This window comes from Variovorax paradoxus, assembly GCF_022009635.1.
GTDB lineage: Bacteria > Pseudomonadota > Gammaproteobacteria > Burkholderiales > Burkholderiaceae_C > Variovorax.
Map to the genome: position 1 here is coordinate 2970331 of NZ_CP091716.1, position 12940 is coordinate 2983270.

The 12940-nt window shown below is 67.7% G+C and carries 12 protein-coding genes; 3 read left to right on the plus strand and 9 right to left on the minus strand.

Translation table 11 applies throughout. From position 1 onward, the window contains the following. Position 1 precedes the first annotated feature (1 nt). From L3V85_RS13790 to L3V85_RS13800, 3 genes are read left to right on the plus strand one after another with little or no spacing between them, the layout of a single operon-like run. Positions 2-799, plus strand: coding sequence for an amino acid ABC transporter permease (locus L3V85_RS13790; RefSeq protein WP_237679748.1), 798 nt, complete (start codon positions 2-4; stop codon positions 797-799). 1 nt (position 800) lies between these two features. Then, on the plus strand, positions 801-1571 hold the full coding sequence (locus L3V85_RS13795; protein ID WP_272934793.1) for an amino acid ABC transporter ATP-binding protein: 771 nt from the start codon (positions 801-803) through the stop codon (positions 1569-1571). Positions 1572-1587: 16 nt separating this feature from the next. Continuing rightward, the gene (locus tag L3V85_RS13800; RefSeq protein WP_237679749.1) at positions 1588-2256 is read left to right on the plus strand and encodes an aspartate/glutamate racemase family protein; all 669 of its coding nucleotides are present in this window, start codon (positions 1588-1590) and stop codon (positions 2254-2256) included. On the opposite strand, the gene L3V85_RS13805 is transcribed toward L3V85_RS13800, so the two are convergent. From L3V85_RS13805 to L3V85_RS13845, 9 genes are all read right to left on the minus strand, one after another. Continuing rightward, positions 2253-3143 (minus strand): ABC transporter permease, encoded by an 891-nt coding sequence (locus tag L3V85_RS13805; RefSeq protein WP_237679750.1) that lies wholly within the window; start codon positions 3141-3143, stop codon positions 2253-2255. The two genes, L3V85_RS13800 and L3V85_RS13805, sit on opposite strands and share 4 nt — an antisense overlap. A gap of 150 nt (positions 3144-3293) precedes the next feature. Beyond that, positions 3294-4211, minus strand: a complete 918-nt coding sequence (locus L3V85_RS13810) for an ABC transporter permease (RefSeq protein ID WP_237679751.1) — start codon at positions 4209-4211, stop codon at positions 3294-3296. Positions 4212-4227: 16 nt separating this feature from the next. Beyond that, positions 4228-5496, minus strand: coding sequence for an ABC transporter substrate-binding protein (locus tag L3V85_RS13815; protein WP_237679752.1), 1269 nt, complete (start codon positions 5494-5496; stop codon positions 4228-4230). Between the two features lie 46 nt (positions 5497-5542). Next, complete coding sequence (locus L3V85_RS13820; protein ID WP_237679753.1) at positions 5543-6661, minus strand: ABC transporter ATP-binding protein; 1119 nt, start codon at positions 6659-6661, stop codon at positions 5543-5545. 87 nt (positions 6662-6748) lie between these two features. Beyond that, positions 6749-7558 (minus strand): uroporphyrinogen-III C-methyltransferase, encoded by an 810-nt coding sequence (cobA, locus tag L3V85_RS13825; protein WP_237679754.1) that lies wholly within the window; start codon positions 7556-7558, stop codon positions 6749-6751. Continuing rightward, positions 7555-8460: a DNA-binding protein YbiB gene (gene ybiB / locus L3V85_RS13830; protein ID WP_237679755.1), complete on the minus strand. Its 906-nt coding sequence runs from the start codon at positions 8458-8460 to the stop codon at positions 7555-7557. Before ybiB ends, cobA begins: the two co-directional genes overlap by 4 nt. 113 nt (positions 8461-8573) lie before the next feature. Further along, on the minus strand, positions 8574-10988 hold the full coding sequence (locus tag L3V85_RS13835) for a DUF6351 family protein (protein ID WP_237679756.1): 2415 nt from the start codon (positions 10986-10988) through the stop codon (positions 8574-8576). Between the two features lie 136 nt (positions 10989-11124). After that, positions 11125-11760, minus strand: a complete 636-nt coding sequence (locus L3V85_RS13840; RefSeq protein WP_237679757.1) for a response regulator — start codon at positions 11758-11760, stop codon at positions 11125-11127. Continuing rightward, entirely contained in the window at positions 11757-12842 is a 1086-nt protein-coding gene (locus tag L3V85_RS13845; protein ID WP_237679758.1) for a PAS domain-containing sensor histidine kinase, read from the minus strand. The genes L3V85_RS13840 and L3V85_RS13845 overlap by 4 nt, the downstream gene beginning before the upstream one ends. Positions 12843-12940 lie beyond the last annotated feature (98 nt).

Consider the following 12940-nt stretch of genomic DNA (forward strand, 5'->3'; position numbering starts at 1 on the left):
CATGGACCTCGAGGATCCGTCGAGCGAGCCCAGGCGCCGCTCCCGGCTCGGCTCGGCCGTGCTGGTGGTGTGCGTGCTCGCCGGCATCTGGGTGGCGGTGCGCCACTTCTCGGGCGGCGCGTCCGGCACGGCCTACGACTGGGACTTCGGCGTGCTCTGGAGCTACCGGCGCCTGCTTCTCATCGGCCTGGCCTACACGCTGGTGTTCACCGTGGTGTGCGTCGTGCTGGGGCTTGCCATCGGACTGATCACCGGGCTGGGGCGGCTGTCGCGCAACCCCTGGATATCGGCGCCCATTCGTGCCTACATCGAGGTGTTCCGTTGCACGCCGGTGCTGGTGCAGCTCGTGTGGTTCTACTACGCGCTGCCGGTGCTCACCGGGCTCGAAATCTCGGCGGTGGCGGCGGCCACGCTGTGCCTGTCGCTCTACGGCGGCGCCTTCTACTCCGAGATCGTGCGCGGCGGCATCATCTCCATCGACAACGGCCAGGTCGAGGCCGCCCGCGCGCTGGGCATGACGCGCATGCAGCTCATGCGGCGCATCGTGCTGCCGCAGGCGTTCAAGCGCATGGTGCCGCCGCTCATGAGCCAGTCGATCATGCAGCTGAAGAACACTTCGCTGCTGTCGGTGCTGGCCGTGCCGGACCTGCTCTACCAGGGCCAGGTGATCGCGCACGAGACCTATCGCCCGCTGGAGCTCTACACCTTCATCGCGGTGGCCTACTTCGCGGTGCTGCTGCCCGTCACCATCTGGGCCAAGCGCATGGAACTCGGCGCCGGGCCGAAGGAAGAAGCCTGAGATGCCCGCACCCCTGATCGAGATCCGCAATCTCAAGAAGGCCTTCGGGCAGAACGTGGTCCTCAAGGACATCTCGCTGCAGGTCGGGCGCGGCCAGGTGGTCGCGATCATCGGGCCGTCGGGCTCGGGCAAGTCGACGCTGCTGCGCTGCATCAACCTGCTGTCGGTGCCCAATGCCGGGCGCGTCACGGTGGGCGAGCAGACCATCGAGTTCAACGGCGTGCACACCACCTTGCCCAACGAGCGAGCGCTGGCGCGCTTCAGGGCGTCGACGGGCATGGTGTTCCAGCACTTCAATCTCTTTCCGCACATGACGGTGCTGCGCAATGTGATGGAAGGCCCCGTCACCGTGCTGAAGACGCCCAAGCCCCAGGCCGAGGCCGAGGCGCGCGCGCTGCTCGCCAAGGTGGGCCTGCTGGAGCGCGCGGACTACTTTCCCGACAAGCTCTCGGGCGGCCAGAAGCAGCGCGTGGCCATTGCGCGCGCGTTGGCCATGAAGCCCGCTGTCATGCTGTTCGACGAAGCCACGTCCGCGCTCGACCCGGAACTGGTCGGCGAGGTGCTCGGCGTCATCAAGGGCCTGGCCAGGGACGGCATGACCATGATCCTGGTGACGCACGAGATCGGCTTCGCGCGCGAGGTGGCCGACCAGGTGATCTTCATGCGCGACGGCGTGGTCGCCGAAAGCGGGCCGCCGGAAGCGGTGATCGACAACCCGACGCAGGCGGCGACGCAGGCTTTCCTGGGCCGCTTCAAGGGCGCGGCGGCATAGTGCCGGGCGTGGTGTGATGCGCGGCACGGCACCGTTCCTCGGCGTGCTGATGCTCGACACGCGCTTTCCGCGGCCGCCGGGCGACGTGGGCAACCCGGCGACCTTCGAGCGGCACGGCATTGCAGTGCGCCTGCTCGTGATCGAGGGCGCCTCGCCCGAGCGCATCGTGAAAGAGGCCGATCCTTCTCTGCTGCAACCCTTCGTCGACGGCGCGCTGCGGCTGGCCGGCGAGGGGGCGGCCATGCTCACGACCAGCTGCGGCTTTCTCGCGGCATACCAGCAGGTGCTGGCCGGTGCGGTGCCGGTGCCCGTCGTCACGTCGAGCCTGCTGCAATGCCGTGAGTTCGCGCACCCCGGCATCCTGACCTTCGACGCGGGCTCGATGAGCCAGGCCATCCTCGATGCGGCTGGCGTGCCGCGGGGTACACCGGTGCAGGGCGTGCAGCCGGGCTGCGAGTTCCATCGGCGCATATTGAACAACGAGGCCCGGCTCGACCTGGCGGAAGCCGGGCGCAACGTGGTCGATGCCGCGCGCAGGCTGGTTGCGCTTCATCCGGAGGTGGAAGACATCGTGATGGAGTGCACCAACATGCCGCCGTACCGCGATGCCGTCGCGCGTGCCACGGGACGCAGGGTGCATGACATCGAGACGCTGCTGGCCGCCCGGTGGGCAGCCCTCGGCTAGCGCTTCAGGGTGGAGCGCCGGCGCAGCAGCGCCGCCGCACCCAGCGCCACGGCCATGACCAGCAGCGACACCACGGTGGTTACCGTGCCCAGCGCGTAGATAGACGGCGTGGTCACGGTCGAGGTCAGCCCCTGCAGTTCGAGCGGCAGCGTGTTGACGTCTCCGATGGCCTGCGAGGTGCGGGCGATCTCGTCCCACGAAAGCGTGAAGCCGAACATGCCGATGCCCACGATCGAGGGGCCGATGAGTGGAAGCACGACGAAGCGGAAAGTCTGCCAGGGGGTGGCGCCGAGGTCGCGCGCGGCTTCTTCGTATGCCGGGTTGAAGCGGTTGAACACCGCGAACATGATGAGCAGGCCGAATGGCAGCGTCCAGGTCAGGTGCGCGCCGAGGGCGGAGCTGAACAGGCCGAGCGCGGTGCCGTAGCCCTCGAGCAGCGTGGTCGCGTCCATGGCCGTCAGCATGCTCTTGATGCCGGTGTCGATCAGCCGGAACTGCAGTCCGATGCCCAGCGAGATGATGATCGACGGCATGATGAGGCTGGCTACGGTGACGAAGAAGAGGGCGTTGCTGCCCGCGAGTTTCTTGCGGAATGAGAGCCCTGCAAGCACCGACAGCACGACGGTGAAGGCCATGACGACGGCGCCGAGCGCGAGCGAGCGGCGGAAGGCGGCGCCGATGTCCACGGTGCCGAGGCCTTCGGCCAGTTTGTGGAACCAGTGCAGCGAGACACCGCGCAGCGGAAACGTGAGGCCGCCTTCGGGGCCCTGGAAGCTCAGCACGAAGATCGTGATCATCGGGCCGTAGAGGAACAGCACGAACAGCCCGAATACGGTTGCCAAGGGCCAGAAGCCGGGGGCGCGCTTTTCTCGTATGTGCTGACTCATTGGTGGTGCTCCTTCGGGGCGCGTGCACAGGCGACCGGGTACTCCCCTGCGCGAATGTCCCCCGCCCTTCGGGCTCCTACTTTCTTTCGCTGCGGGGAGCACCCGGCGCCCTGTGCACATTGAGCGAGCCCTGAAAAACAAAACCCCACCTCAAAGCTCCTTGCGAATGTCGACCAGCCGGGTGAGCCCCCAGATGATCATCAGCACGACAGCCAGCAGAATCATCGCGTTGGCGGCTGCCAGCGGAAACTGCAGATACGAGGTCTGCACCTGGATGATCTTGCCGATGGATGCGATCTGCTGGCCACCCATCACCCCGATCGTCACGAAGTCGCCCATGACGATGGTGATGACGAAAATCGAGCCGATCAGGATGCCGGTGCGCGACAGCGGCACCACCACGTTCCACAGCGTCTGCCAGCCCGATGCCCCCGCGTCGCTGGCCGCTTCGAGCAGCGAGCGGTCGATGCGCATCATGCTGTTGAAGATCGGCACGATCATGAACATCGTGTACAGGTGCACGAAGGCCAGCACCACGGAGAAGTCGGAGAACAGCAGCCACTCGACCGGCTGGTTCGCCAGGCCCACGCCCATCAGCGCCTGGTTGACCAGCCCGTTGCGCCCCAGCAGCGGCACCCACGAAATCATGCGGATCACGTTCGATGTCCAGAACGGCACCGTGCACAGCACGAACAACACCGTCTGCATGGTCGACGAACGCACGTGGAACGCCAGGAAGTAAGCGACCGAAAAACCGATCAGCAGCGTGATGCCCCACACCAGCACGCAGAACTTGAAAGTGCTCAGGTAGGTGTTGAGCGTGACGCACAGGTCGCCGTTGTCGGTGAGACGCGAACAGCCCTCGAACAGGCTCAGGTAGTTGCGCAGCGTGACGGCCGGGATCAGCTCGTATTCGTTGAAATTCCAAAGGCTGACCATCGCGACCAGCGCCAGCGGAATCAGGAAGAACAGCAGGAACACCAGCGCGAATGGCGCCGCCTGCCACCACGCTTTCACGGCATGGACGGGCGTGGCGGCGACGGAGGCGCGGGTGGCGGGAGCGCTCACGGACTCGGGTCGACGGTCAGGCCGCGACGAACTCGTTCCATTTCCTCACCATGTATTCGTTCTCGTCCATCACCGCGTTCCAGCAGGCGATGCCGCCCATGCGCTGCTCGTAGCTGCCGCCGTCGCGCACCGCGCCGGCCTTGGCGATCACGTCTCCCTGCGGGCTCTTGATGTCCTGCGCCGCGGGCTTGCCTTCCATCCAGTAGGCCCACTCGTAGGCTTCCATCTTGGTCTTGGCGGTGTCGAGCACGGCGCTGTAGTAGCCCTGGCGGTTGAGGTACGCGCCGGCCCAGCCGTCGAGGAACCAGTTGATGAACTCGTACGCGCCGTCGAGCTTCTTGCCCGACAGCGTGGCCGGCAGGCCGAAACCCGAAGCCCAGGCACGATAACCCTCCTTCAGCGGCTGGAAGGTGCAGTCGATGCCCTTGCTGCGCACGGCCGTCACCGCCGGTGACCACATCGACTGGATCACCACCTCGCCCGAGGCCATCAGGTTCACCGACTCGTTGAAGTCCTTCCACAGCGCGCGGAACTGGCCGGCCTTCTTGGCCTCGATCAGGGTCTTGATCGTCAGGTCGATCTCGGCCTTGGTCATGTTGCCCTTGTCGGCGTATTTGTGGATGCCCTTGGCTTCCACCACCATCGCCGCGTCCATGATGCCGATCGACGGAATGTTCAGGATGGCGGTCTTGCCCTTGAACTCGGGGTTCAGCAGCTCGGCCCACGAGCCGATGGGGCGCTTGATCAGGTCGGGGCGGATGCCCAGCGTGTCGGCGTTGTAGGTGGTCGGGATCAGCGACATGTACTGCGTGGCCGACTTGGCGAAGGCCTTGCTCTTCTCGCCCTCGAGGTAGATCACCTTCACGGGCGCCGTGCCCTGGTCGCCGACCTTCTTGCCGGCCACTTCGCCCTTGGTGAAGAGCGAGGTGATCTTGTCGGCGTTCTTCACGCGCCTGGTGTCGATGCCCTTGAGGTTCCCGGTCGGCACGATCTTCTTGAGCGAGAAGAACTCGGTGTCGATCAGGTCGAAGCTGTTGGGCGCGGTCACCGCGCGCTTGGTCACATCGTCGGTGGTCACGGCCACGTACTGGATCTCGATGCCGGTGTCGGCCTTGAACTTCTCGGCGATGGCCTTGTCCTGGTTCACCGCCGTGCCGAGGTAGCGCAGCACGACTTTTTCCTGCGCATGCACGAAGGGCGCGATGCCCGTGGCCAGGATGCCGGCCGTGCCCTGCAGCAGGGTGCGACGCTTGAAGCCGGCGGACGAGTCGATGGGGTCGGTCATGGTGAAGTCTCCGTGGAAGAAACGATGGAAAGGGAAAAGGGGTTGCTCAGAGAGTCATGGCGAGCGCGGCCATGTCGTCGCGCGCGGCTGCGCCGGAGGGTGCCGGCGCCCGTTCGCCCGGCGGCCTGGCACCGGGGCCGAGCACGCGCGCGTCGGCCGCGGCCCAAGAGAGGCGCACCACCTCGCCGTGCGCATAGGGCCGGGCAAGGAAGACGGCTTCTCCCAGCAGCACCGAAACGTTCTGCCGGCCAGGGGCGGCGCCGTCGAGCGACAGGCCAAGCAGCACGTAGGTGCCCTGGTACTCGACATCGGTGACGGTGGCGCGCAGCGCGTCGGGTTCAGCGGCTGCTTCGCCGGAGGCCGCGGCGATCCGCATGCGGTCGCAGCGCACCGCGATCGGGCCGGCCGTGGTGTCGAACACGTTGTGGCCGCCCATGAAGCGCGCCACGAACTCGCTCGCCGGATGGTTGTAGACCGCGTGCGGCGACCCGACCTGCTCGATCACGCCGTGGTTCATGACCACCATGGTGTCGGCCAGCGCCATCGCTTCTTCCTGCGAGTGCGTGACGTGCACGAAGGTCAGCCCCAGTTCCTTCTGCCAGCGCCGCAGCTCGGCGCGCATCTGGATGCGCAGGAAGGGATCGAGCGCCGACAGCGGCTCGTCGAGCAGCAGCACCCGCGGCTCGGTGATGAGCGCCCGCGCCAGCGCTACGCGCTGCTGCTGGCCGCCGGAGAGTTCACCGGGTTTGCGCGCGGCCAGGTGGCCCATGGCGACGCGCTCGAGCAGGTCGTTGGCACGCCGCTGGCGCTCGGCCTTGCCGACGCCCTTCATCTTGAGGCTGAAGGCCACGTTGTCGGTGGCCGAGAGGTGGGGGAACAGCGCGAAGCTCTGGAACATCATCGCCGTGCCGCGCGCCGCGGCGGGCAGGTCGGTGATGTTGCGGTTGTCCAGCAGGATGTCGCCGCTGGTGACCGACTCGTGCCCCGCGATCATGCGCAGCGTGGTGCTCTTGCCGCAACCCGAGGGCCCCAGCAGGCAGCAGTAGCTGCCGCTGGCGATGCGCAAGTCGATCCGGTCGACGGCCGCCGGCGTGCCGGGGGCGTAGCGCTTGGTGAGGGCGACGATCTCGACGGCGGCGGGCTCGGGCGTGGCAACGGCGTTCATTGCCGGTGGCCCAGCACGATCCATGCCACGCGGCGGTTCGAGCCGCCGCCGTTGCCGCCGCCGGCACCCCGGTCGGCGCTGTTCGGCTCAGGTGCCGAACTTGCCCGCGTCGAGCGGCAGGGCAGCCGCCGCGAGTCCGCGCAGCACGTCGCCCACGACGATCACCGCGGGGCTGGCCAGCCCCGCTTCGGCGATGCCGTTCTGCAGGTTGCCCAGCGTGGTCGCGATGTGGCGTTGCTGCGGCAGGCTCGCATGCTGGATGACGGCCACGGGCGTGTCGCCCGGCAGGCCCTGCAGCAGTTCGCGCTCGATGTGGCCCGCGCCCGCGACGCCCATGTAGATCACCAGCGTCAGGCGCGCGTTGTAGGCCGTCGCGGCAAGCGCGCGCCAGTCGGTCGGGTCTTCCGTCGCACCGGCGCCGGTCTTGGCATGGCCGGTGACGAACACCACGCCCTGCGCATGGTCGCGGTGCGTGAGCGGCACGCCCAGCGCGGTCACTGCCGCCAGGCCGGCGGTGATGCCGTTGACCACCGCGCATTCGATGCCGGCTTCGCGCAGGTGCTCGACCTCCTCGCCGCCGCGGCCGAAGATGAACGGGTCGCCGCCTTTGAGGCGCACCACCGTCTCGCCCTCGCGCACGGCGGTGATCATCAGCCGCTCGATGAAGGCCTGCGGCGTGCTCTTGCAGCCGCCGCGCTTGCCCACGTGCACGATGCGCGCGTCGGGGCGGGCATAGGCCTGCACGATCTCGTCGTTCACCAGGTCGTCGACCAGCAGCACCGTCGCGGCCTGGATCGCCTTCACGGCCTTGAGCGTCAGCAGTTCGGGGTCGCCGGGGCCAGCGCCCACCAGCGTGCAGCGGCCGGTGATGAGGAAAGAGGGGGTGTCGTTGTTCATGCGTGGGATGCCAGTTGCGTGATGTGCCGCACTTGCGCCGCGATGGCCTCGGGCACGGGAAGCTCGCCGGCCAGCACGCGGCGCGTGTAGTCGGCCGTGGTGGCGACGTCGATTTCCTTCGGCAGGCCCGGCACGTCAGAGGCGGTGCCTGGCTGCTGTGCCTGCAGCTCGGTCCGCACGCCGCGCACGAAGCCGTCGATCTGCGCGGTGCGGCGCGGGTCGGACACCACCTCGCCTTCGAGGCCGCGCGAGAGCAGGGCGGTCATGCCCGTGAGTTCGAAGGTCTCGCCCATGGTGCGGGCGTATTCGGGGTGCGTGTAGCTGGCCACCACCACGCAGGAGCCGGCGCCCGGCTGCATCAGCTTGACCACGCTGTGGCCGGGGTTGCGCAGGCCGACCACGCGGCGCACGTCGAGCAGCCGCTTGAGGGCGGGGTTCAGAAGCTCGGTGGGTGCGAAGGCGGCCTCGCCGTTGGCGATGGGGCGGATGGCCGTCATGGGCGGTACGTCGAGCGCGCAGAGCACGTTGGACGCAAGCACGCGCGATGTTTCGCTGGCGCTGCCATGCACCAGCACCGGCAGCCCTTCGCGCGCCAGCAGCAGCGCCAGCAGCGGCGTGAGCACCGGCAGCTTGCGCGCACCGTTGTAGCTCGGCAGCACGATCAGGGGGCGCTCGCCGGCGGGCACCCGATGCAGCCGCGCGTGCGTGGCGTCGAGGAAGCCGGCCATTTCCTCGGGCGTCTCGCCCTTGATGCGCATGGCCAGGCAGAAGCCGCCGATCTCGAGGTCGGTGACGGTGCCGTCCAGCACCTGGCCGAACAGGTCGGTGGCCTGCTCGCGCGTGAGCGGCTTGGCGCCTCGCGCGCCGCGGCCGATTTCCTTGATGTATTGGCTGATTCCCATGGGTGTGGGGATTGTCCAGCAAGACTTATGCCGCAAGGCGCAGTCGCTTATGCCGTGGCGCCCATAAAAAAAGCCACCGCGGAGGGTGGCTTCGGGTGGATTTCAGCGCGGAATCAGCCTGCGGAGCCCTGGCCGGGGCTGGCGAAATCGCAGACCCCCTCGGGGAAGATGGCCTGCAGCTTCTGGATTTCCGCCGCGTTCGGCTTCCATGTGCCGTAGGTACCGTCCGCCAGCGCGTTGTCCAGCGGCTTCAGCGCGCACTTGAAGATGCCGCCTTCGATCGGACCGCCGGCCACGATGCGCGATGTGCCGTACATAGGGAAGGCCTGCGTGCAGGCACCCTTGGGCTTGGTGTCGAGCACGCCGCTCCACACGTCGGCGCCCCTGGCCATCAGCGCGCCGGTGTTGTCGAAGCAGCTGTCCACTGCGCGGTCCGGCCGGTTGTCGGCCACGCTGCGCTGCGGATTGGCGCGGATCTTCGTCATCCACTCATCGATCACCTCGAAGGCCATCGGCGTCTGATCGAACTCCACGGCTGCGTTGCGCGTCTCGGTGAACCAGATGGCCTGGTGGTCCGAGTTGCCCATCTTGTTGCGGATGCGCTTGCGGATCGCGAAGGACTGGTGCACGTTGTGCATGTTCAGCTGCTGCTCCAGGTACGGATGCCAGTCGATGGTCGGGATGTCGGTCTTGCCGGTGAAGACCAGGCCCGAGCGCTGCATCGCCTTGATGGCATCCAGGTCGCCGTGGGTGCGGAGCGCCGGCACGTCGGGCGTGAGCGGGTTCCAGCGGTTCATGTTGCGGCTGCCCCATGGGTCGAAATAGCTCGCGTCGGCGGCCACCTTCATCACCTCGGCGTTGCCGGTGCCGTTGTAGGGGAAGCCCTCGGCCACCATCTCGCTCATGCGCTTCCAGCCGCCGACCTTCAGGTTCAGGTCGAGGAATTCGGCGGTGGAGATCTTGCCGTCCTTCATCGACTGCAGGCCGTACTGCACGCCCACGTTGTCCCAGGTGGAACGGGGGTAGCCGTCGGCGCCGATGCCGTAGACGTTGCGCACGTCGTCGTAGTGACTGAACGGAATGGGGCCGAAGGCCGCCATGTTCATGCGCGCCGCGCCCTTTGCCATGATGCTGTCGGCGTCGAATTTCGGGTTCATCGCGCCGGCGGTCAGGCCCATCCAGGCCTTGCGGCACTCGGTGGAGCCGGTGGCCATGCGCACGTTGGGCAGGTATGGCTGCAGCCCGTAGAACGGGTTGGCGACCGTCTCCTCGGCGTTGAAGCCCACCAGCCAGGTGCGGTTCTTGATGCTCGCTGTCCACTTGGCGTTGGCGCGGTCGGTCACGTCCATGTAGTACTCGAGCAGCTCGCAGTCGCCCACGTGCGGAATCTGGCCCACCATGTCGGGGTAGGGCTGCACCGCGATGGCCGCGTCGATCAGGCCCGGATGGTTCTGCGGGTACAGGTACTGCTGGATGCCCCCGCCGGACGCCCCGAGGCCCACGGTGTAGCTCGGCACGCCGTAGCGCTTGACGAAGCCTTCCTTGGTCATGAGCGCGGTCTCGCCGCCGAGGATCATGTCGTAGTGCTCGCCCGTGCGGTTGCCGGTGGAATAGGCGATGGCGTAGCCCTTGCCGATGGCGTCGACCAGGCCCGCGCGCTTGTCGGGGCCGCCCTGGTAGTGGCCGAAGCCCACGCCGCCCTGGAAGTGGTAGACCAGCTTCTTGTTCCACAGGCTGGTGTCGGGCCTGGCCGGGTCTTCGCCGAAAGGCGCGAGCATCACGTACTGGTAGATGAAGCGGTTGATGGTGCCGCGTTCCCAGCGCACGATGAAGTCGACCTCCCGGCCGTCGGTCAGCCGGGTCTTGGCGATGTTGCCCGGGCGCGAGCCGTCGGTCGGCATCGGCAGGTACTGGTTGTGGCTGGTCCCGCCCACGGGCATGTAGTAGTACTGCACGTAGGAGTCGATCGAGCAGTGGCGGCTGTAGCCGATGGTGTTGCCGTTCTTGTCCTTGACCGCGTAGTACTTGCTGTCGTCGGTGTCGACCAGCGGCTCCTTGCCCAGGTCGGTGAGTACCGAGCACACGAAGGGCTCCTGCTTGGGGCCCGCGAACATCGGGCCGGTGATGGGGTAGTTGGTGAGCGTGAGCGCGTCGAGCTTGCCGCGGGTCTTGTGGCGCACTTCCAGCGTGTTGGCGCCCAGCTTCAGGCCGGCGACCAGGCCTTCGAGCCGCGTCGCGCTCGCGGCGAGCGCGGGGCTGATCTTCTCGCCGTTGAGCCAGAGCTCGAGCTGGCCCTGGTCGGCCTGCGGCGCGTTGACCGCGATGCGGGCGTCGCCGCCCGAGACGTACTCGGGCTGGCTCGACAGCACCTGCAGCGAAATCTTCGATGCCGCGGGCGGCTGGTCGGCCGCCGGCGCCGTGGCCGACGGGATGAACGCGATGCCGCCCCCGCCGCCGCTGCCGCCGCCGCATGCGGCAATCACGATGGCGCCGGCCGCGCAGGCGCTGATCTGCTTCCAAGAACTCATGTGGATGTCTCCTCGTTTGTTTTTCTGACAGGTCCGGCCCTGTCGGCCGCCCTCCCCGCCGATGCTAGGCAGCCGCCCGCCCCGCCACAAGTCGGAAACCCGGGCGTGCGCTGTCAGATTTCGATGACGCGCGCGCTCAGTCCAGCAGCCTGTGATGCACCGCGTACTGCACCAGCTGCGCGTTCGAGCCCAGGCCCATCTTCTCGAGAAGCCGCCGGCGGTAGGTGCTGACCGTCTTGACGTTGATCGCCAGCCGCTCGGCGATGGCCGTGAGCGACTCGCCGCCCACGATCATGCGCAGGATCTCCGACTCGCGCGAAGACAGGCGTTCGTGAGGCCGCGGGTCTGGCGCCAGCCCCTGCATGTTGTCCATCAGCGCCCGCGTGATCGACGGCGCCACGAACTGTCGCCCGCGGCTCACGATTCGGATGGCCGCGATCAGGTCGACCGCCTCCATGTCCTTGGCCACGTAGCCGTGCGCGCCGTTGCGCAAGGCGCGCACCGCGTACTGCGGTTCGGAATACATGCTCAGCATGATGATGCGCAGCGCCGGAAAACGCTCGCGAATCGGCCCGATCAGGTCGAGCCCGCTGCATTCAGGCATGTTGATGTCCAGCAGCAGCACGTCGACGGGCTGCGCCTCCAGGCAGGCCATGCCGCCGCGCCAGTCGCCGGCCTCGGCGATGCCGGTGATCTCCGGCGCGTCCTGCAGCACCTTGCGCAGGCCGGAGCGGAACATGGCGTGGTCGTCGATGATGAGCAGGCTGGTCATGCGCGCACCAGCGGGCTCGCCACGATGGGGGCCTGCAGCGTCACCCGCGTGCCGAAGCGCGGCGCCGAGTCGATGGCCAGGCTGCCGCCCAGCTCGTAGGCGCGCTCGCGCATCGAGATCAGCCCGAGCGACTGGCGCAGGGCCTGCATGCCGGCGTCGCCGGCATCGAAGCCGATGCCGTCGTCCTCGATCTCCAGCCAGAAGGTTTTTTCGGTGCGCCGGAAGCGCACCGTCACCGCACTGGCGCGCGCATGCCGCGCGACATTGGTCAGCGCCTCCTGGAAGATGCGGAACACAGCGATCGAGCGCCAGCGCGGCAGGTCGATGTCGAACTCCTGCGGCTGCATGCTCACGCGCAGCTCGGAGCGTTCGCGAAAGCGCTTCAGGTGGCCCGCGATGGCGGCGCCCAGGCCCAGGTGGTCGAGCGCCTGCGGATGCATCGACTCCGAAAGCTCGCGCACGTTGTCGATGGCTTCCACCAGCAGCGCGTTGAGGTCGGCCGCGATGCCGCGTATGGCGGTGGAGCGCGAGCGCCGCGCGATGCGCCCCACGTCGAGCTTCATCGATGTGAGCAGCCCGCCCAGCACGTCGTGCACCTCGCGCGCGTACTCAGCGCGCTGCTGTTCGCGCATGGTGTTCAGGCGCGACGCCAGCTCGCGGTATTCGTGGCGCGACTCCAGCAGTTCGGCGTCGCGCTGTATCTGCTCCGTCACGTTCACGCCCACGCCCACCACGGCGGGGCGCCCGCGGAACTGCATCGCCTGGCCGTGCACGTCGATGTGGACCACGTTGCCGTCGCGGTGCAGGCCGTGGGTGACGAAATGCATGCTCTTCACTTCGCCCGAGATGCGGCGCTTGTAGCGCTCCATCACCTCGCCGACGTAGTAGCCCGGCACGCACTCGCGCAGCGGCTTGCCCAGCGCCTCGTCGTTGGAGTAGCCCGCCATGCCCGCGAAGGTGGCGTTGGTGTACTGGAAGTGCTCGTCCTGCAGGATGTAGATGCCCGCTACCGACTGTTCCACGATGCCGCGGAACGGGACGGACTGCATGTCGAAAGGCGCGTCGTTGGGTGTTTGTCTCATCTCTTTTCTTCTGCCCGTCCGATGGCGTCTTCGCGCAGGGCTGCAACCAACGCCGGAATTATGTGGTGCTCGCGCACGCGCGTGGAGACGGGCAAACC